This window comes from Noviherbaspirillum saxi (assembly GCF_003591035.1).
GTDB lineage: Bacteria > Pseudomonadota > Gammaproteobacteria > Burkholderiales > Burkholderiaceae_D > Noviherbaspirillum > Noviherbaspirillum saxi.
Genome location: NZ_QYUO01000002.1, coordinates 1,112,591 through 1,132,284, shown reverse-complemented (window position 1 = coordinate 1,132,284; position 19,694 = coordinate 1,112,591). Strand labels below are relative to the sequence as shown.

General features: G+C 58.0%; 17 protein-coding genes. 6 read left to right on the top strand and 11 right to left on the bottom strand.

The features are described 5' to 3' along the window. Window positions 1–19 precede the first annotated feature (19 nt). From D3871_RS20865 to D3871_RS20840, 6 genes are all read right to left on the bottom strand, one after another. A complete protein-coding gene (locus D3871_RS20865) occupies window positions 20–955 on the bottom strand; it encodes a glutathione S-transferase family protein (protein WP_119770971.1) in 936 nt (311 codons plus the stop codon). Between the two features lie 65 nt (window positions 956–1,020). Continuing rightward, window positions 1,021–2,016 (bottom strand): NADP-dependent oxidoreductase, encoded by a 996-nt coding sequence (locus D3871_RS20860; protein WP_119770970.1) that lies wholly within the window; start codon window positions 2,014–2,016, stop codon window positions 1,021–1,023. Between the two features lie 63 nt (window positions 2,017–2,079). Next, on the bottom strand, window positions 2,080–2,517 hold the full coding sequence (locus D3871_RS20855; protein ID WP_119770969.1) for a PaaI family thioesterase: 438 nt from the start codon (window positions 2,515–2,517) through the stop codon (window positions 2,080–2,082). Continuing rightward, window positions 2,517–3,302, bottom strand: coding sequence for an SDR family oxidoreductase (locus D3871_RS20850; RefSeq protein ID WP_119770968.1), 786 nt, complete (start codon window positions 3,300–3,302; stop codon window positions 2,517–2,519). Before D3871_RS20850 ends, D3871_RS20855 begins: the two co-directional genes overlap by 1 nt. A 48-nt stretch (window positions 3,303–3,350) precedes the next feature. Beyond that, window positions 3,351–5,165 (bottom strand): acyl-CoA dehydrogenase, encoded by a 1,815-nt coding sequence (locus D3871_RS20845; RefSeq protein ID WP_119770967.1) that lies wholly within the window; start codon window positions 5,163–5,165, stop codon window positions 3,351–3,353. A gap of 123 nt (window positions 5,166–5,288) precedes the next feature. Next, entirely contained in the window at window positions 5,289–6,467 is a 1,179-nt protein-coding gene (locus D3871_RS20840) for an acetyl-CoA C-acyltransferase (RefSeq protein WP_119770966.1), read from the bottom strand. Window positions 6,468–6,855: 388 nt separating this feature from the next. On the opposite strand from D3871_RS20840, the gene D3871_RS20835 reads away from it, so the two are divergent. Both D3871_RS20835 and purT read left to right on the top strand, forming a co-directional pair. Beyond that, window positions 6,856–8,517, top strand: coding sequence for an MFS transporter (locus tag D3871_RS20835; RefSeq protein ID WP_199724848.1), 1,662 nt, complete (start codon window positions 6,856–6,858; stop codon window positions 8,515–8,517). A gap of 165 nt (window positions 8,518–8,682) precedes the next feature. Next, window positions 8,683–9,897 (top strand): formate-dependent phosphoribosylglycinamide formyltransferase, encoded by a 1,215-nt coding sequence (purT, locus tag D3871_RS20830; RefSeq protein WP_119770964.1) that lies wholly within the window; start codon window positions 8,683–8,685, stop codon window positions 9,895–9,897. Window positions 9,898–9,901: 4 nt separating this feature from the next. Here purT and D3871_RS20825 read toward each other — a convergent pair whose 3' ends face one another. Beyond that, window positions 9,902–12,373 (bottom strand): penicillin acylase family protein, encoded by a 2,472-nt coding sequence (locus D3871_RS20825; protein WP_119771474.1) that lies wholly within the window; start codon window positions 12,371–12,373, stop codon window positions 9,902–9,904. Between the two features lie 130 nt (window positions 12,374–12,503). Between D3871_RS20825 and nadB the strand changes: the two genes are divergently transcribed. Next, window positions 12,504–14,105: an L-aspartate oxidase gene (gene nadB, locus D3871_RS20820; RefSeq protein ID WP_119770963.1), complete on the top strand. Its 1,602-nt coding sequence runs from the start codon at window positions 12,504–12,506 to the stop codon at window positions 14,103–14,105. A 15-nt stretch (window positions 14,106–14,120) separates the two neighbouring features. Here nadB and nadC read toward each other — a convergent pair whose 3' ends face one another. Both nadC and nadA read right to left on the bottom strand, forming a co-directional pair. Further along, window positions 14,121–14,987: a carboxylating nicotinate-nucleotide diphosphorylase gene (gene nadC / locus D3871_RS20815; RefSeq protein ID WP_119770962.1), complete on the bottom strand. Its 867-nt coding sequence runs from the start codon at window positions 14,985–14,987 to the stop codon at window positions 14,121–14,123. Further along, entirely contained in the window at window positions 14,984–16,123 is a 1,140-nt protein-coding gene (nadA, locus tag D3871_RS20810; RefSeq protein ID WP_199724847.1) for a quinolinate synthase NadA, read from the bottom strand. The genes nadC and nadA overlap by 4 nt, the downstream gene beginning before the upstream one ends. 88 nt (window positions 16,124–16,211) lie before the next feature. Here nadA and D3871_RS29995 point away from each other — a divergent pair, with 88 nt between their 5' ends. Together D3871_RS29995 and D3871_RS20805 are read left to right on the top strand one after the other, a co-directional pair. Then, complete coding sequence (locus D3871_RS29995) at window positions 16,212–16,523, top strand: hypothetical protein (protein ID WP_147376863.1); 312 nt, start codon at window positions 16,212–16,214, stop codon at window positions 16,521–16,523. Then, window positions 16,504–17,121 carry a hypothetical protein gene (locus tag D3871_RS20805; RefSeq protein WP_119771472.1) on the top strand — a complete coding sequence of 206 codons (618 nt, stop codon included), beginning with the start codon at window positions 16,504–16,506 and terminating at the stop codon, window positions 17,119–17,121. Before D3871_RS29995 ends, D3871_RS20805 begins: the two co-directional genes overlap by 20 nt. A gap of 91 nt (window positions 17,122–17,212) precedes the next feature. Here D3871_RS20805 and D3871_RS20800 read toward each other — a convergent pair whose 3' ends face one another. Continuing rightward, window positions 17,213–18,814, bottom strand: coding sequence for an ABC-F family ATPase (locus D3871_RS20800; protein WP_119770961.1), 1,602 nt, complete (start codon window positions 18,812–18,814; stop codon window positions 17,213–17,215). A gap of 237 nt (window positions 18,815–19,051) precedes the next feature. Here D3871_RS20800 and D3871_RS20795 point away from each other — a divergent pair, with 237 nt between their 5' ends. After that, window positions 19,052–19,393 carry a hypothetical protein gene (locus D3871_RS20795; protein ID WP_119770960.1) on the top strand — a complete coding sequence of 114 codons (342 nt, stop codon included), beginning with the start codon at window positions 19,052–19,054 and terminating at the stop codon, window positions 19,391–19,393. Window positions 19,394–19,445: 52 nt separating this feature from the next. Here D3871_RS20795 and D3871_RS20790 read toward each other — a convergent pair whose 3' ends face one another. Continuing rightward, a complete protein-coding gene (locus D3871_RS20790) occupies window positions 19,446–19,691 on the bottom strand; it encodes a hypothetical protein (RefSeq protein ID WP_119770959.1) in 246 nt (81 codons plus the stop codon). Between the last annotated feature and the right edge of the window lie 3 nt (window positions 19,692–19,694).

Sequence of the window (19,694 nt, the reverse complement as noted above, 5' to 3'; positions counted from 1 at the left end):
CTGTCTGGTAATAATGCGCTTAAGCCTGCTCAAGCTTTTTGAGTTGAAAACCGATGCGGGGAAAATGCACAACCACGCTACCTGCCTGCGGATCTTCGCGGCGCACCGCGAATTCCCTGGCAGTCGCTGCCACCAATTGGCCTTCGACCGGATCAAGCGCGTAGTCGGTCGGCGTGATGCTTACGTGTTCTCCGAGCGCGATGCCATGCGTATCGACAAATTGCACCGGTGGGGCGGCAGGTGTGCTGCTGCGGGATACTTCCAGCGCCTGTTGCGCATTCATTTTTTCAAATTCATGGTGCCCAAACGCGGCGATGCGCGCGGCCCATTCCTTCACTGCCGGGACCGCATCGAGAATTCCGGCGACCGGCTTCGCGCGCTGGATAAACCAGATGCAGTGGTACACCGAGAAGTCGGCGATGGTCGGCTGCTGCCCGAGCAGGTAAGGCTGATCGCCCGCCAGCATGTTGTCGAGCCGCTGCAGGTATTCTGCCAGCGCACCGGTTGCTTCTCCCACCGACATGCGCGGCGCATTGCCGCGCATCGCTGCACGGTCCACCGAAAACGCCTTCATTTGTTCCGGCGTCACCGCACCCAGCAAATGCGGGATTGCAACCGGCTGGAACACATACGCAATCACAGTCCAGAACAGCGTGGAATCGGCCCATTGCGCCAGCGTACGTGCAAGGCCGGCGCTTTCGGCCGGATATAACGATGGTGATGGTGCAATCGTTTCCAGAATATCGCAGATCAGGGCGGTATCGCAGTAAATGTCTGCGCCGATCTGCATGACCGGTGTGCGCCGATAGCCGCCTGTCAGGGCGGTCAGATCCGGCTTGGGCATGATCGATGGAATGATCACCGATTTCCATGCCAGCTTCTTGTAACCAAAAATCAGACGGACCTTTTCGGAAAAGGGCGAGTTCGGGTAGTGATGAAAAATGATGTCGGACAAGACAGGTCTCCGTATTGTTATGGTGGCCGCGCAGTAACGACCGGCGTTGGATGTCTAATGAACGATCAAATCAGCTTGACCAACTGCTTTCCGAAATTTTTACCCTTGAGGAGTCCAATGAACGCGTCGGGCGCCGACGCCAATCCGTCGGAAACCGACTCGCGGAATTTGAGCTTACCGGTTGCCACCAGGGTGCCGAGTTCCTTCAAACCTTGCGGCCACAAATCCATATGTTCGGACACGATGAAACCGCGCATCGTCAGGCGCATCGTCAGGAAGACGCGCGCGTTATTGATCGGCATCGGTTCGCCGTCATAGCCGGCGATCATGCCGCACAAGGCGATCCGGCCGAATGGATTCATGCGTGCCAGTGAAGCATCGAACACCTTGCCGCCGACGTTTTCGAATACCGCGTCGATACCTTTGGGTGTTGCCTTTTCAAGATCGCCCACCAGATTGCCTGCCTTGTAGTCCACGCAGGCATCGAATCCGAGTTCGTTCACCACGTAATCGCATTTATCCTTGCCGCCGGCGATGCCGACTGCACGACAGCCGCGCTGCTTCGCCAGTTGTCCGACCACGCTGCCGACCGCGCCACTGGCGGCCGACACGACGATGGTTTCGCCTTCCTTCGGCTGCATGATCTGCGTCAGTCCGTACCATGCTGTCATGCCCGGCATGCCGACCGATCCGAGATAGGCCGACAGCGGAATATGCGTGGTATCGAGCTTGCGCAGCAGGGTACCGTCCGACACGCCCATTTCGGCCCAGCCCATCATGCCTTGCACCTTGTCGCCGATCGCAAATTTCGGATTCTTCGACTCGACGATTTCACCGACGGTGCCGCCGATCATGGTCTCGCCCAGCGCCTGCGGCGCGGCATAGCTTTTTACGTCTTCCATGCGCATGCGCATGTAAGGGTCGAGCGACAGGTAATGATTACGGATCAGGACCTCACCCTCGTTCAGGGCTGGAACCGCTACTTCTTCCAGACGAAAATTCTCTGGCACTACTTCGCCCTGGGGACGGGAGGCCAGGACCAGACGCTTATAGGTAGTCATCGTTTGCTCGCAATGTTTGAATTGATGGGGCCGATGCCGGCGGTGCTTGCTTGGTCGTCTTGCTTAGTCGTGTTCCATTTTGTGCGCTACGTCGAGGCGCTTCAGAAATTTGAAAGTCCCCGTCGCCTTGGCGACCAGCTTGTCGCCGTTCCAGAGTTCGCCTTCGCAAAAACACATGCTGGTCGAACGATGAAGAGCCTTGCCCTTGGCGACAATGCGTCCGCCGGCATGACCGCCCGGCTGCAAAAAACTGGTTTTCATTTCGATAGTGACGCCGCCCCGCGCAGTCGGGTCGAGCGAACGACCCGCCATCGACATGACGACGTCAAGCAGCGTCATGACCACGCCGCCATGCGTGACCATCCAGCTATTCAAATGGCGGTGTTCGAGATTCAGCGCAACTTGTGCCTCGCCGTTTCCCATGCCCAGAAATTCCACTCCCAGGTCCTGCAGGAAGGGAATCTCGGTAGGGAATGGCTGCGGTTTGAAATCGCCGTCCATCAATGCACGGCAGAGACGCCGCCGTCGACAGCCAGAATCTGGCCGGTAATATGCTTGGCCGCATCCGAAGCGAACAGCAGGGCTGCGCCTTTCAAGTCTTCATCATCACCGATGCGCTGCAGCGGTGCGCGCTTGGCCAGGTTGTCCTCGCCAAAATTTTCAAGTATTCCCTTGGTCATCTTCGACGGGAAGAAGCCCGGAGCCAGCGCATTGACGGTGATACCGTACTTGCCCCACTCGCCCGCCAGCGTTCGGGTGAAGTTGACGACCGCACCCTTGGACGTGTTGTACGAAATCGTCTGCATCGAATCCGGGCCATTGCCCGACAGGCCGGCAATCGACGCGACATTGATGATGCGGCCATACTTGCGTGGAATCATGGACTGCTTGCCGACCGCCTGCGACAGCAGGAAGATGCTGCGGATATTCAGGTTCATCACCTTGTCCCAGGCTTCGACCGGATGATCCTCGGCCGGCGAGCCCCAGGTAGCGCCGGCGTTGTTGACCAGGATGTCGATATGGCCGAGGCGCTTGATCGCTTCCGCCACCAGCGGGGCCACTGCCGACTCCTGCGACAGGTCGGCAGCAATCGCGCTGGCTTCGATACCGCGTTCTTTCAGATGCGCGACTGCTTCGTCGAGATCGGCCTGCTTGCGCGCGGACAGCACGATTTTTGCGCCCTGTTCACCGAGGGCTTCCGCAATCTGCAAGCCCAGTCCGCGCGAACCGCCGGTTATCAGCGCGGTCTTGCCGGTCAAATCAAAAAGTTGTTGTGTGGTACGCATGTCGTCTCCTTATGTCTTTAATGTAGTCGTCGCTTGATGATGCAGGTTTCAGAACCATGCATCTTGCATGTCAAGCGTCGTCGTGTCGATACTTTCCAGCAGGTCAAGCTGCGGCTGTACCTTGGGCAATTCCCATTTGAAGAAATAGGCGCAGGCCTGCAGCTTGCCTTTGTAGAAATCGGCGTCATGCCCGGACTTGCCGACGGACAGCAATGCCTGTTGCAACCAGATCCATGCAACTACAGTATGTCCGAAAGCTTCCAGGTAGACCGATGCGTTGGCCAGCGTCTTGTTCATGTCGCCCGCTGCATACAAAGCTTGCGTGACCTTGTAGATACGCTGCAATACCGCACCCAGCGATTTGGCATAGCCGCTCAGTTCCGGCACTTCCATTGCCTTGGCAATGGTTTTCTGCACTTCCGCGCCCAACAGCTTGAAGGCCGCGCCGTTCTGCATCGATACCTTGCGCCCCAACAAGTCCAGGCCCTGGATGCCATGCGTGCCTTCGTGAATGGGATTGAGCCGGTTGTCGCGATAAAACTGTTCGACGTTGTACTCGCGGGTATAACCATAGCCGCCATGGATCTGGATCGCCAGACTGTTGGCTTCCAGACACCATTGCGAGGGCCAGGATTTGGCGATGGGCGTGAGGATATCGAGCAGCAGCGTCGATTGCTTGCGCACTTCCTCCGATTCCGCAGTGCGCTCTTCATCGACCAGGCGTGCACAATACAGGTTGAGTGCCAGGCCGCCTTCGACATAGGCCTTTTGCGCCAGCAGCATGCGCTTGACGTCGGTATGTTGAATGATAGGGAGCTGCGGCTGCGCGGGATCCTTGGCCATCGGATGCCGTCCTTGCGGACGCTCGCGCGCATATTCCAGCGCATGCAGATAGCCGGTATAACCCAGCATGACCGCGCCGAGGCCAACACCGATACGCGCTTCATTCATCATATGAAACATGTTGGCGAGGCCTTTGTGCTTTTCGCCGACCAGATAACCGATCGCACCCGCCTTGCCGTCCGGCTTGAACTTGCCTTCGCCGAAATTGAGCAGGCAATTGGTGGCGCCGCGATAACCCATCTTGTGATTCAGGCCGGCCAGTACCACGTCGTTGCGCTCGCCGATCGAACCGTCCTTGTTGACCAGCTTCTTCGGAACGATGAAGAGCGAAATACCCTTCACACCGGGGATGAGCTTGCCGTTTTCATCCGGCACCTTGGCCAGCACCAGATGCACGATGTTTTCCGACAGCTCATGCTCGCCGGCGGAAATCCACATCTTGTTGCCCTTGAGCCGGTAGCTGCCGTCTTCCTGCGGCTCGGCGCGCGTCACGATATCCGATAGCGAGGACCCGGCCTGCGGTTCGGACAGGCACATGGTGCCGAAGAAACGGCCTTCCATCATGGGCTTGACGAAGGTCTCGATCTGTTCCGGCGTGCCGCATTTGAGCAGCGTGTTGGCATTGCCGATGGTAAGGAAAGGATAGGACGAGGTGCCGACATTGGCGCCCTTGAAGTAGCCGAAACCGGCCTTCTCGATCACGCATGGCAGCTGCATGCCGCCAAAGTCGTAATCCTGTCCCGCCGCCATCAGGCCGGCATCGCAGAAGGCTTTCAATGCCGTCTTCACTTCAGGAATGATGTGCACTTTCTCGCCATCGAAATGCGGCTCTTCCTGGTCGTTTTTCTTGTTATGCGGCGCGAACAGGTCGGTGGCGATCTGTTCGCAGGTATCCATGGCAGCATTGAAGGTTTCGCGCGAATGGTCCGAGTAGCGCGCGCGCTTGGTCAGCGCTTCCGCATCCAGCCATTCATACAGCAGGAATTCGAGATCGCGCCGGGAAATGATTTTCGATTGCATGATAGGCCCCGCATGCCAGTGGTATTAACCGCGGCACATAACGATAAGCATGTTGAAAGAGTCGGACATGGCAATGTCCAGATGCGCTCGTGGGCGCCGCAGCGCCCACGATATTGATACGGCTTAGACCACTTCGAAGAGGCCGGCAGCGCCTTGCCCGCCGCCGATGCACATGGTCACGACCACATACTTCGCACCACGGCGCTTGCCTTCAATCAGCGCATGGCCGGTAAGGCGCGCGCCGGAAACACCGTAGGGATGACCAACGGCGATCGCACCGCCGTTGACATTCAGGCGGTCGGCCGGGATGCCGAGTTTGTCGCGGCAGTACAGGACCTGCACCGCGAACGCTTCATTGAGTTCCCACAGGCCGATGTCTTCCACTTTCAGGCCAGCCTTTTTCAGTAGCTTGGGAATGGCAAAGACCGGACCGATACCCATTTCATCCGGTTCGCAACCCGCGATCGCAAAGCCGCGATAGATGCCTAGCGGTTGCAAGCCCTTCTGTTCGGCGAGCTTGCTGTTCATCACGATGGCTACCGATGCGCCATCGGAAAACTGGCTGGCATTGCCGGCAGTGATCACGCCACCCGGGATTGCGGTGCGGATCTTGGACACGCCTTCGATCGTCGTGTCGCCACGAATGCCTTCATCGGCGGAAATCGTTACTTCACGCGTGACCAGCATGCCGGTTTCCTTGTCGGCGACACCCATGATGGTTGTCATCGGCACGATCTCGTCATTGAATTTGCCGGCCGCCAGGGCCGCCGCAGCGCGCTGCTGGCTTTGCACGCCGTATTCATCCTGGCGTTCCTTGCTGATGTTGTAGCGCTTGGCAACCGTTTCCGCGGTCTGCAGCATCGGCCAGTAGATTTCCGGCTTGTTCTGCTTGAGCCAGACTTCGGCCATCATGTGCGTATTCGCTTCGTTCTGTACGCAGGAAATCGACTCGACGCCGCCTGCTGCATAGATATCGCCTTCCCCGGCGATCACGCGCTGGGCAGCAGTGGCGATAGTTTGCAAGCCCGAGGAGCAGAAACGGTTGATGGTCATGCCGGCGGTCGTCACCGGGCAGCCGCCGCGCAGGGCGATCTGGCGCGCAATATTGCTGCCGGTTGCGCCTTCCGGCGTCGCGCAGCCCATGATGACATCTTCGACTTCGCCGGCTTCGATCTTGGCGCGTTCGATGGCTGCCTTGAGCACATGGCCACCCAGCGTGGCGCCGTGCGTCATGTTGAATGCGCCTTTCCAGGATTTGGCCAGGCCAGTACGGGCTGTGGATACGATGACGGCGTCAGTCATTTGAGGCTCCTTGAATTGTAGGTATGAATGTTCGAATCAGTGCTCGAGCTTATTGCTTCTTGGGGAAACCGCTGCGCGGCCGGCCGCTGGCCACCCCCGCAATCGGGCAAAGCCGCTCAGGTCTCATTGAGATGCTGAACAAGCAAAAAATTCACTGAAATTTGAGAATAGCATAGTTTTAGCACGATCGTTCGTAAAACTTTTTGACTTTTTGGAATCCACGCAGATCGCCCTCCGCGGGCCAAACTGCCGGTTCAAAAAAAGTATTGCTTGTAAGTTTCTGTAAGTTTGAAGCAAGCATCCCGTAAGGTTGGAGTCGCACACTCCAGACGTGCAATATGGGCAAGAAGCTTTGCACATGGGATATTAATTATTTGAGGAGATAAGCATGGCGACAGTACAAACGACTGCACGCGGCATGACAGCGGAAGAGCGGAAAGTCATTTTCGCATCATCGCTGGGGACGGTATTCGAGTGGTACGACTTCTATCTTTACGGCTCACTGGCCGCGATCATTGCGAAACAGTTCTTTGCCGGTACCGACCCGAATACGGCGTTCATTTTCGCGCTGCTGGCATTTGCGGCGGGCTTTATCGTTCGTCCTTTCGGCGCGCTGGTGTTCGGCCGCCTCGGCGACATGATCGGACGTAAATACACCTTCCTGGTGACGATCCTGATCATGGGTATTTCGACCTTCATTGTCGGCCTGTTGCCCAACTATGCTTCGATCGGCATTGCTGCGCCGATCATCCTGATCACGCTGCGTATTCTCCAGGGCCTCGCGCTCGGCGGCGAGTACGGCGGCGCGGCAACCTATGTTGCCGAGCACGCACCGCACGGCAAGCGCGGCGCCTTCACCGCCTGGATCCAGACCACTGCAACACTGGGCCTGTTCCTGTCGCTAATGGTGATTCTGGGCACACGTACCGCGATCGGCGAAGCGGCATTCGCTGACTGGGGCTGGCGTATCCCGTTCCTGCTCTCGGTATTCCTGCTGGCAATTTCGGTATGGATCCGCCTGGCCATGAACGAATCCCCGGCATTCGCCAAGATGAAAGCCGAAGGCAAGACTTCCAAGGCTCCGCTGTCCGAATCCTTCGGCGAGTGGAAGAACCTGAAGATCGTCATCCTGGCGCTGGTCGGTCTGACAGCAGGTCAAGCGGTGGTCTGGTACACCGGTCAGTTCTACGCACTGTTCTTCCTGACGCAAACGCTCAAGGTTGACGGCGCAACGGCCAACCTGCTGATCGCGGCGTCGCTGGTGATCGGTACACCGTTCTTCATCGTGTTCGGCTCGCTATCCGACAGGATCGGCCGCAAACCGATCATTCTCGGTGGCTGCCTGATCGCTGCATTGACCTACTTCCCGATCTTCAGTGCGCTGACCCACTATGCCAACCCGGCTCTGGAAAACGCGATCAAGACCTCCCCGGTGGTCGTGACAGCGGATCCGGCAAAGTGCCAATTCCTGTTTAACCCGACAGGCACGAAGAAATTTACTTCCTCCTGCGATATCGCTCGTACCCTGTTGGCCAGCTCGTCGGTCAGCTACACGACGGTTGACGGCGCTCCTGGCTCCATCGCTTCGGTAAAGATCGGCGACAAGGTCATTCAAGGCTATGACGCGACAAGCCTGTCGAAAGAGGAAGCCGCCGCAAAAGACAAGGAGTTCAAGAAGGAAATGGGCGATGCCATCAAGGCTGCCGGTTATCCAAGCAAGGCAGATCCGGCCCAGATGAACAAGGGCATGATCTTGTTGCTGCTGGTTATCCTCGTGATCTACGTCACCATGGTGTACGGCCCGATCGCAGCGATGCTGGTTGAGATGTTCCCAACCCGTATCCGCTATACATCGATGTCCCTGCCGTACCACATCGGTAACGGCTGGTTTGGCGGCTTGCTGCCAACCACAGCCTTCGCGCTGGTGGCCTTCAAAGGCGATATTTACTACGGCCTCTGGTATCCGATCATCATCGCCCTGCTCACCTTCGTGATCGGCATGCTGTTTGTCCGTGAAACCAAGGACAGGGATATCTACGCTAACGACTGATCGTTGCAATGTTTCGGGCAACGTGTGTGCCCGACGTGAAAACCGCCTGCTTGCAGGCGGTTTTTTTTCATCCCTGCCGTGCGAGCCGTCCACGTCCAATTCTGGTATCGTCGCCGGACTGTCACAGCAATCCGCATTTATTCCCATTCTTACTTTCCTGCTGCCATGAAAACACCCGCACGCCTCGGTACCCCTCTCTCGCCTTCCGCTTTCAAAGTCATGCTGCTCGGCTCCGGCGAACTCGGCAAGGAAGTCATCATCGCCCTGCAACGACTAGGGGTTGAAGTGATTGCGGTAGACCGCTATGCGAATGCGCCGGGCCATCAGGTAGCGCATCGCGCCCATGTGATCGACATGACCGATGGCGCAGCATTGACCGCACTGATCGAACAGGAAAAGCCCGATCTGGTCGTGCCGGAAATCGAAGCCATTGCAACGCCCGCGCTGGTCGAACTGGAGCGGCAAGGACGCACCACTGTCATCCCAACCGCACGCGCGGCCTGGCTGACCATGAACCGCGAAGGCATACGCCGGCTCGCGGCCGAACTATTGGGGCTGCCGACATCGCCCTACCGCTTCGCGGACAGTCTTGATGAACTGAAGGTCGCCTGCGACGCGGTCGATTTTCCCTGCGTCGTCAAGCCGGTCATGTCGTCTTCCGGAAAAGGACAATCACGCGTGGACAGCGCGGCTGACGTTGAGCAGGCGTGGAAATACGCAGCGGCAGGAGGCCGAGTCGATGCCGGTCGCGTGATTGTCGAAGGCTTTATCGATTTCGACTATGAAATCACGCAACTGACTGTCCGTGCATTGAATGCGCAACAGGAAGTCGTCACCCACTTTTGCGAACCGATCGGCCACGTGCAGGAAAAAGGCGATTACATCGAATCCTGGCAACCGCATGCCATGCCCTCGGCCGCGCTGGATCGGGCGCGCGACATCGCACGCAAGGTGACGGATGAACTCGGTGGCCTGGGCATCTTCGGCGTCGAGTTGTTCGTGAAGGGCGACATGGTATGGTTTTCCGAAGTCAGTCCACGCCCGCACGATACCGGCATGGTGACCATGGCAAGCCAGCGGCAAAATGAATTCGAGCTGCATGCGAAGGCCATCCTTGGCTTGCCGGTCGACGTGACGCTGCTGGCGCCAGCAGCGTCCGCAGTCATTTATGGCCGGCATGAAGCGAAAGCAATCGCCTTCGAGGGAGTCGCCGATGCGCTCGCAAGTCCCGGCATCGACATCAGACTGTTCGGCAAGCCGGAATCGTTTGCACGGCGGCGCATGGGCGTAGCGCTGGCGACCGCCAGCGATGTCGAGACCGCGCGCATCCGCGCCAAGGAAGCGGCCGCGAAAGTGCGGCCGGTAACCTCCTCACATTAAAGAACTACGGCGCTGCCGTTGCCGGTGCCAGTGTCAGCGTGCCGAGTCCGCTCTTCTGCACGTCTTCACGGCGCGTCTTCATCGGCAGGTAAGCGGCCTCTGTCCAGCGCTGGCTGAGATTACGGTACAAGGGCGACAGAACGTTGCCCGACTGCCCGGTGGAATGGATGAACCGCGAGTTTTCCAGATTGGACAAGTCGTACAGCGCACGCAGGCTCGCTGCATGGCGGTTGGCAAAGGGTTCCTTGTCATCGCGCAGGTTATGGCGGCCTGCGTTGACGGTAAAGGTATCGCCGGGCGACGGTACCCGGATATCAAAGAAGCGTGCAAGGGCATCGACCTTGCCGAACGGCTTATGTTCGGAGCGCGCCACATGCGCATCGCCCCAGCGCCATTTTTCCATGTCGTTGCCATAGCGCTGCGCGAGATCGGCCAGTGTGGCTTCCAGTGAGGACGAGATGACATCGGCGCATTGCTTTGCCGTATCCTGTGCGACCGGTGCCGTAGCTTTTTTGATGTCCGCACACCATCTGGCCTGGCCCTCCTTGTTGCTTAGGACGTTGACCGTGGATAGATGCACGTTGCGCTGCTCCCAATAGTCTTTCATTAGGGCCTCGCCCAGCTCGTCCTCGAAAATCTGGCGCGACACGGTGCGCATCCAGGCGTTGTAGATCAGCGGTTCCGGCCGGTCGACTTTCATTTCTCCATTCCACTTGCTCAGCATCGCGAGCGCCGCATGTGCCCGATCGGATTGCGGAACCGCCTTGCGCAACACCGGCAGGATTTCCTGGGCGGCCAGCGATACCGCATCTTTCTGGATGGCTGCAAAGCTGTCCAGGTCATGCTTCGTCTGCGCGTCGAGCAGCATGTCGATGCGCTTGGCCCGATAGGGCAGCGCCCATTCACTGGTCAGGAAATGGGGATAGTCGGAAGCGACGATCTTGTGATTGGCTGTCATCACCTTGTGCGTAGACGGATTGAAATCGCGCGGCAGCGCTTCAAACGGGATAAAGCCGGCCCAGTCATAGCGCGCATCCCATCCCGGCGCCGGCGCAAGGCCTTTCAAATCATTGCCCGGCTTGCGGACAGGCACCCGGCCCGGCGCGATGAAACCGATGTTGCCATCGACATCCGCATACACCATGCTTTGCTGCGGCGAATTAAAGTCTTTCGCACCGTCCAGGAACTGTTCCCAGTTTTGCGCGCGGTTGAATTTCATGCCGGCCTGCAGCGTCATGTCGTCGTCCCGCAACGCCGTCCAGGCAAAAGCAACGACATACTTGCCGGTATCGAGCGCAGCCTTGTTAATGATCGGCAGTGCGCCGCTGATGACCGGACCATGGCGCGTCTCTTTCACGTCCAGTGCAACATCGGGCTGTCCCTTGACCTTGATGATTTCGGTACGGGTCTGAAAGTCGGCCCAGCCCTCGGGCGTCTGATATTGCTTGCCGTTGTCTGGACTTACGCGTTCGATGTACAAGTCCTGCACATCGGGCGCGGTATTGGTGAAGCCCCAGGCGATCTTGTCATTGCGGCCCAGCACCACGCTCGGGATGCCCGGCAGGGTCGCACCGATCACATTGAATCCCGGCGCGGACAAATGCGCGAAATACCAGAGCGCGGGCGCGGTCAAGCCCAGATGCGGGTCGTTGGCAAGCAAGGGTTTGCCGGTCTCGGAACGAGGCCCGCTAACGACCCAGTTATTCGAACCCATCCCATCGACATACGATGGCGGCGCAGCCGACGCGATGCGTACGAGCTGGTCGGCGGTTCCTGTCAATTCTCCATATAGCCCCGTGTAATCCTGAGTCGGCAATACCGGATCGCCGGGATAGGGAGGGAGGAATTCGTTGATGCGGGCCAGCGACATCCGCTGCGCCAGACGCATGCGCAGCAGTTCCTGCGTCCAGTTCGCGCCCAGGTCCCATGCCATCATGGTTTGCCAGCCTATCGAATCGGCCGGCTCCCAGGGCGCGGGAGCCGGCGCGCCGGTGAGGATGAATTCCGGCGGAAGCGGGCCGCTGCGATTGGCCAGCCAGGCATTGACGCCGCGCGCATAGGCTTCCAGTGCGGAGCGCGTCTGCGGCGACAGTTTGGCAAGGATACGTTCGGCATTGCGCCTGACGCCAAGCGTGCGCAGGAAGCGATCGGTATCGACGGCATTCGGACCGAGCACCTCGGCCATACGACCGGCAGCGATGCGCCGGTTCATTTCAAGCTGCCACAAGCGATCCTGCGCATGGGCATAGCCGAGCCCGAAGTAAGCGTCATTTTCGGATTGCGCGTAAATGTGCGGAATGCCTTCCGCGTCGCGCACGATCTCGACCGCGGCATTCAACCCCGAAAGGGGCACCTTGCCGTCCACCATGGGCTGGCTCGCTTGGCGATACCAGAGCGCGGCACCGATCAGCCCGATGGCAGTAACGCCGACCAGTATGGCGCCGGCAAGGGCAACTTTTCTGAATATTCTTGTCATACTTTCATTCTTATCGTGATTCACAATCGAATAGCGTAGCACAGGAAAAACCGCTATCGGAACCGGCAGCTTTGCCAAATGGTAAGATGTGGAGTAGACCTTGAAATCGCAGCATACCAATTCTTATCTTATGAAATTTGACGTCGCCATCGTCGGAAGCGGGCTTGCCGGCCTGTCTGTCGCCTTGCATCTTGCCAAAACCCGCAAGGTCGCAGTGATTTCCAAACGCAGCCTGCTGGATGGAGCCAGCAACTGGGCCCAGGGCGGCATTGCCGCCGTGCTCGATTCCGGCGACAGCCACGACAAGCATATAAGCGATACGCTGGTTGCGGGCGCGGGACTGTGCGATGAAACGGCGACACGCGAGATCGTCGAAAACAGCCGCGCCGCGATCGAATGGCTGATTGAACAGGGCGTACCATTCACCCGTGATCCGACCGCGGAGCTCGGTTATCACCTCACCCGCGAAGGCGGCCACAGCGAGCGCCGCATCATTCACGCGGCCGACGCCACTGGCCACGCCGTGCAACTGACGCTTGAACAGAAAGCGCGCGCGCATCCAAACATCACCGTCCTGGAAAACCATTTCGCAATCGATGTCATCAAGTCCGACAAGGTGCCGGGCACGACCGGTGTCCCGTATTGCATGGGCCTGTACGTGCAGGATGTAGCCACCGGCAAGGTCAGCACGCTGGCCGCCGACCAGACCGTGCTGGCAACCGGCGGTGCGGGAAAAGTCTATCTGTACACCACCAACCCGGATACCGCGACCGGCGACGGAATCGCAATGGCGTGGCGTGCCGGCTGCCGGGTCGCGAACATGGAATTCATCCAGTTCCATCCGACCTGCCTGTACCATCCCTACGCCAAATCCTTCCTGATCAGCGAAGCGGTGCGCGGCGAGGGTGGTCTGCTCAAGCTGCCCGCCGCCGCAGGCGTAGCGGCAGGCCAGCGCTTCATGGAATGGCATGACGAGCGGGCGGAACTGGCACCGCGCGATGTGGTGGCCAGGGCCATCGACTTTGAAATCAAGAAACGCGGCCTCGATCATGTCGACCTCGATATCAGCCACCAGCCTCCTGAATTTTTGAAAGAACACTTCCCGACCATCTATGCGCGCTGCCTGGAACTGGGCATCGATATCACCCGCCAGCCGATTCCGGTCGTGCCGGCTGCGCATTACACGTGCGGCGGCGTCGTGACCGACATGTGCGGCCGTACCGACCTGCCCGGCTTGTATGCAGTCGGCGAAACCGCCTACACCGGCCTGCATGGCGCAAACCGCCTCGCCAGCAATTCCCTGCTCGAATGCCTGGTCCTCGGACGTGCAGCCGCACAGCATATCGAGCAATTACCCAAGCCGCGCTCGCTGCCCCTGCCTGCCTGGGATGAAAGCCGCGTCACCGATGCCGATGAAGAAGTGGTGATCGCGCATAACTGGGACGAGCTGCGCCGCTTCATGTGGAATTATGTCGGCATCGTGCGCACCACCAAGCGCCTGGAACGCGCGCAGCATCGCATCCGTCTGCTGCGCGAAGAAATCTACGAGTACTACTCGCATTTCCGGATCACGCGCGATCTGCTGGAACTGCGCAACCTGGTTGACGTGGCTTCGCTCATCGTTGAAAGCGCATTGTCGCGCCGCGAAAGCCGCGGCCTGCATTTCAGCCAGGATTATCCGGAGACGTTGCCAAAGGCTTTGCCGACGGTGTTGTCGCCCGACCGAAGGTAACAACGGCAAAACTGCTTATCCAATCACCCGCAACGAATAATCGGTAGCCTTCACATCCTTGGTCAGGCTGCCGATCGAAATACGATCGACGCCGGTTTCTGCAATCGCACGCACGCTCGACAGATTGACCCCGCCCGACGCCTCAAGCAACGCCCTGCCCTCGGTAAGGCTGACTGCGTCGCGCATCATATTGAGTGAAAAATTATCGAGCAGTATAGACACGGCGCCAGCCGCCAGCGCTTCCTGCAGTTCGGCGAGGTTTTCCACTTCAATCTGTATCGATACGCCAGCGTGTAGCGCCTGCGCCGCACGCATGGCGGGTGCAATGCCGCCGGCTGCCGCAATATGGTTTTCCTTGATCAGGATGCCATCGTATAGCGCGAGGCGCTGGTTCTTGCCGCCGCCGACGCGGACTGCATACTTTTGCGCGAGCCGCAGACCCGGCAATGTCTTGCGCGTATCGAGTATCGATGCGCGAGTGCCTTGCACCACGTCGGCATACTCGCGCGTCGCAGTCGCCACCCCCGACAACAGCTGCAGAAAATTCAGCGCGGTACGTTCCGCAGTCAGCAGCGCACGCGCCGGAGCCTCGATCGCGCACACCTCGGAATCCGCGGCCATGTGCGCGCCTTCGGCATAGCGCCACTCGATGCGAATGCGCGCATCCAGTTGCTTCATCACGGCTTCGAACCAGGGAGCGCCGCACAGCACCGCGGCTTCGCGCACGATGACATGCGCCTTTACCGATTCATGCTCGGGCACCAGCTTGCCGGTAAGGTCGCCGCTGCCGACGTCTTCCGCCAGCGCGGCTCGAATGTTGGCCTCGAAAGCGGCCGTCAACGCGGCATCAAAAGGGGCGAAGGGATTTTTCAATGTACTCATGCCGGACCGATTCCTGCAAACAGTGTTTGTTCTTTTGCCAGATCGCTGGCCGGGCGCACGTTCGCTTTTTGCGCAGCGGCGAAAGCGAGCATGCGGTCGATGCAGACATAAGCCTTGCGGCCGGTTTCCGGATCGACGTGGATTTCGTTGCGCCCCGATTCCAGCACATCGGCCAGATTCTGCAAACCGTTCATCGCCATCCACGGGCAATGCGCGCAGCTCTTGCAGGTGGCGCTGTTGCCGGCGGTCGGCGCATCGATGAAGATCTTGCCGGGCGCCGCCATGCGCATCTTGTGCAGGATGCCGTTATCGGTCGCGACGATGAATTCGCGCGCATCGAGCGATTGGGCTGCGGCGATCAACTGGGATGTCGACCCTACGACATCGGCTTGCGCCACGACCGCTTCCGGCGATTCCGGATGGACCAGGATTTTTGCGCCAGGATGCTCCTTTTTGAGCAGTTCCAGCTCGATTCCCTTGAATTCGTCATGTACCAGGCAGGAGCCCTGCCACAGCAGCATGTCGGCGCCGGTCTTTTTCTGAATATAGCTGCCCAGATGCTTGTCGGGAGCCCAGAGGATTTTTTTGCCTTGTGCATGCAGATGCGCGACGATTTGCAAACCGATCGACGACGTGACCATCCAGTCCGCACGCGCCTTTACCGCCGCGCTGGTGTTGGCGTAGACCACGACCGTGCGGTCAGGATGGGCATCGCAGAAGGCGGCGAATTCATCCGTCGGACAACCCAGGTCCAGCGAACACGTCGCGTCCAGGTCGGGCATGAGCACGGTTTTTTCAGGGCTGAGGATCTTGGCGGTTTCGCCCATGAACTTGACGCCGGCAACCACCAGGGTCTTGGCCGGATGATCGCGGCCGAAACGGGCCATTTCCAGGGAATCGGATACGCAACCGCCGGTTTCTTCCGCCAGATCCTGCAGGTCGGCGTCGACATAGTAGTGCGCCACCAGAACAGCTTGTTTTTCTTGCAACAGACGGCGTATACGGGCTTTCAGGGCCAGCTTCTCGGATGGGGATGGCTCTGCGGGTACGCGTGCCCAGGCGTTTGCGGTGCAACTCGTGCCCATATCCATCTGTGGGCGTTCAAATTCTATCGTTTTAATGGGTTGGATCTGCATGATGTCGATTTCCAGGCGGCGTCGATGCCAGTAAACAGAAACGGGAGTATGCCTGATACCACGTCATTGAGCATAAACAAAAAACATCTTGGAACAGGTATTCTGGCAGTGCGGAGACCGCAAAATATTGATCGCTGGAAACAACAATGCATCCGGTTGGATCTTTATTGTATTTACCGGCGATCTAATCGATAGCATACTAGGACTGACAAATATCAAACTCTGTTTGCCTGACTTCGTTATAAATAAAGATTCGGCAATATTGCCTGCAAGACAGAATTCCAGGAAACTGATAGACAACCCTTGGCATTTTTTTGCCATGCCGGAAAATAACTGGGGATGTGCAGCAGGATGTTGCGCCGCACAAGGAAGCAAAACTTATGAGCACAGTGTTCGATAAAACCGACAAGGGCCGTGAAGAGATCGCTACGCGGAAATACCATGTGGCATCACGGCTTCGTACCTTACTCGTCATGGTTGACGGAAAGCACAGCGCCGAAGATTTATTGCACAAGGTAGCCGGAATCGGGCTGACAGCGGATAACCTGAACGAACTTCTGGAACAAGGCTTTATTCAGAAAGCGGCGGAACCAGTTGTTGCCGACACTGCAATTCCAGTTCCAGCCGCAGTGCCGGCAGCAATGACAACTGCTACGGAAGCGCCGGCCACAACGCCAGCAGCAAATTCGGCGGGCGGCACACCGAGCAGTGTGCTTGCGGAAGGCCAGTCGCAGTTTGAAGCGATCTACCGCTTTTATACCGAAACCATCAAAAGCACGATTGGATTGCGCGGCTACGGCTTGCAGCTGAAAGTCGAAAAAGCCTCATCGATAGACGAATTCCGGCAGATACGTCAAGCCTATCTGGAAGGCGTACTGAAGGCGCAGGGGCCGGAAATGGCGCGTAGCCTGCGCGAGCGGCTCGATCAGCTTCTGTATCTGAATGAAACGGCACCGCCGATGACAACGATCATCGGCATCAGCGGCATCAACGGCTGACCTTACCGCCGGTTAAGCTGCTGCGTTGTTGCAATCGCCGGCGCATGCCGGCTGAATTGCTGCCGGCATGCTGCCCGCGTAACCAAGCACCTTATTCGATGCCCTGGCTCGTCAGATAGTCTTCGTAGTTGCCCTGGAAATCGATAATCTCGCCTTCCTTCACCTCAAGGATGCGGGTCGCGAGCGAAGACACGAATTCGCGGTCGTGCGATACGAAAATCAATGTGCCCGCATACTTGTCGAGCGCGATATTGAGCGACTCGATGGATTCCATATCCATGTGATTGGTCGGCTCGTCCATCAACAGCACATTGTGCCGGCCAAGCATGAGCTTGCCATACATCATCCGGCCTTTTTCACCGCCCGACAGCACCTTGACCGACTTCTTGACATCGTCCCCGCCGAACAGCAGGCGTCCGAGAATCGAGCGTACCGCCTGATCGTCATCGCCTTCCTTGGTCCATTGACCCATCCAGTCGGTCAGGTTCTTGTCGACCGCGAACTCTTCGGTCGGATCCTGCGGCATATAGCCGACGTTGGCGTTTTCCGCCCACTTGGTGATGCCGCTGTCGGCTTGCAGCCCGCAGATATCCATGCTGCCGATCGAGCGCAGCAGCGTAGTCTTACCGGCCCCGTTGGCGCCGATGATCGCGATCTTTTCGCCGGCTTCGACCATCAGGTTGAGATTCCTGAAAAGCTGCCTGTCGTAAGCCTTCGACAAGCTTTGCACTTCGACTGCGAGGCGGTGCAGTTTCTTTTCACCCTCGAAGCGTACGAACGGATCCTGCCGGCTCGACGGCTTGATGTCGTCCACCTTGATCTTGTCGATCTGCTTGGCGCGCGATGTGGCCTGGCGCGCCTTGGATTTGTTGGCCGAGAAGCGGCGGACGAATTCCTGCAGCTCTGCGACACGTTCCTTGGCTTTCGCATTGACCGCCAACTGCTGCGCACGCGCCTGCGACGACGCGAGCATGTAGTCATCGTAATTGCCCGGATAGACCTTCAGCGTGCCGTAATCCATGTCCGCCATGTGCGTGCATACCTGGTTCAGGAAGTGACGATCGTGGGAAATGATGATCATGGTGGAATTGCGCTCGTTGAGCACGTCTTCCAGCCAGCGGATGGTATTAATGTCGAGATTGTTGGTCGGTTCGTCCAGCAGCAGGATATCGGGATTGGAAAACAGCGCCTGCGCCAGCAGGACCCGCAGTTTCCAGCCCGGTGCGACATTGCTCATCGGACCCTGGTGCTGTTCGGTCGGCACGCCGACCCCCAGCAGCAATTCGCCGGCGCGCGCCTCGGCGGTATAGCCGTCGTATTCGGCGAACTTGGCCTCCAGATCGGCCGCCTTCATGTAATCGTCATCGGTGGCGTCCGCGTTGGCGTAGATCGCATCGCGCTCGCTCATCGCCGCCCACATTTCGGTGTGCCCCATCATTACGACGTCGAGCACGCGCATTTCCTCGTAAGCGAACTGGTCCTGGCGCAGCTTGCCCAGTCGCTCGTTAACGTCGAGCATGACGTTACCCGCGCTTGGTTCCAGGTCGCCGCCGAGGATTTTCATGAAAGTTGACTTGCCGCAGCCGTTGGCGCCGATCAGGCCATAACGATTGCCGTCGCCGAACTTGACAGAGATGTTTTCAAACAGCGGCTTGGGGCCGAACTGCATCGTGATATTTGCGGTGGAAAGCATTGAGAACTGGTTCTTTTCTGAATCAAATCATTGAGTTAAAGCGGAATCCGACATTATACGACACTCACCATGAATCACTGTATGGAACCTTGAATATCAATGACTTACAACTGGATTTCAAACGAATTCGACGAAGGTGTTAGCCAATGAATAAGGGACGGTAGATTGATTGAAACGACTACGATAGTAAGAGGCAGGCGTAAAATAACAGCTTCTGCATTTGCGAATGGAGGAGGTATGTCTCTCGATTACGTTAATGAAAAACTCAGTGCTGCGGTACACGCTCTGGCCGTTGGGGAGGGAGACGTGCGATCACGTCTGATTACCGCTTACATGTGTTTCAGTACTTTACGCACCGCAGATTTCCCCTCTGAGCTACAGTCGGACTATGAGTGGATTATGGGTGAGCTAACCAAGGAAGACCCAGTCGTTGATTACAATGGCGATAACTACAAAGGCTCCGTAGAAGCAACCTTGGGGAAAATGCAGAATCGGACCGCCGCGCACATCGCCGCACGAGTTTACAGTCTCCAGTTAGCAGCAAGAGAGAAGTTGTACGCTCAAGGGAAAGATTCCTGATCCTCCAATCACCACCTATACCTTCCCAGGATGCCCGGCATGCAGATGCGCATTACTGCGCGCTCTGATTCTTCAAGATCAGCTCATCGATGAACCTTTTCGCGTCTGCGTCGGCAGCAAGCCTCGCCTTAGATTCACTTGCGAACTCTCCGGGCGCCTGTATGTAGGGAGAATCCTTAACGGAAGATCCATCGGAGGATTTCTTGAAAGTAATGAATTCTCCGACCCAAGCGCCATTGCCATCGATAGTCGCTCCAATCTCGTATCCAACCCCTCGATATTCATATCGTTTGGACATTTT

Bases quoted from the DNA above. Each gene is read 5' to 3' on its own strand.
- D3871_RS20805 (WP_119771472.1), top strand. From the start codon at position 16,504: ATGAGCACAGTGTTCGATAAAACCGACAAGGGCCGTGAAGAGATCGCT.
- D3871_RS20795 (WP_119770960.1), top strand. From the start codon at position 19,052: ATGTCTCTCGATTACGTTAATGAAAAACTCAGTGCTGCGGTACACGCT.
- D3871_RS20825 (WP_119771474.1), bottom strand. From the start codon at position 12,373: ATGACAAGAATATTCAGAAAAGTTGCCCTTGCCGGCGCCATACTGGTC.
- D3871_RS20800 (WP_119770961.1), bottom strand. From the start codon at position 18,814: ATGCTTTCCACCGCAAATATCACGATGCAGTTCGGCCCCAAGCCGCTG.
- D3871_RS20835 (WP_199724848.1), top strand. From the start codon at position 6,856: ATGGCGACAGTACAAACGACTGCACGCGGCATGACAGCGGAAGAGCGG.
- nadC (WP_119770962.1), bottom strand. From the start codon at position 14,987: ATGAGTACATTGAAAAATCCCTTCGCCCCTTTTGATGCCGCGTTGACG.
- D3871_RS20850 (WP_119770968.1), bottom strand. From the start codon at position 3,302: ATGCGTACCACACAACAACTTTTTGATTTGACCGGCAAGACCGCGCTG.
- D3871_RS20855 (WP_119770969.1), bottom strand. From the start codon at position 2,517: ATGGACGGCGATTTCAAACCGCAGCCATTCCCTACCGAGATTCCCTTC.
- nadA (WP_199724847.1), bottom strand. From the start codon at position 16,123: ATGCAGATCCAACCCATTAAAACGATAGAATTTGAACGCCCACAGATG.
- D3871_RS20845 (WP_119770967.1), bottom strand. From the start codon at position 5,165: ATGCAATCGAAAATCATTTCCCGGCGCGATCTCGAATTCCTGCTGTAT.
- D3871_RS20840 (WP_119770966.1), bottom strand. From the start codon at position 6,467: ATGACTGACGCCGTCATCGTATCCACAGCCCGTACTGGCCTGGCCAAA.
- purT (WP_119770964.1), top strand. From the start codon at position 8,683: ATGAAAACACCCGCACGCCTCGGTACCCCTCTCTCGCCTTCCGCTTTC.
- D3871_RS20790 (WP_119770959.1), bottom strand. From the start codon at position 19,691: ATGTCCAAACGATATGAATATCGAGGGGTTGGATACGAGATTGGAGCG.
- D3871_RS20860 (WP_119770970.1), bottom strand. From the start codon at position 2,016: ATGACTACCTATAAGCGTCTGGTCCTGGCCTCCCGTCCCCAGGGCGAA.
- nadB (WP_119770963.1), top strand. From the start codon at position 12,504: ATGAAATTTGACGTCGCCATCGTCGGAAGCGGGCTTGCCGGCCTGTCT.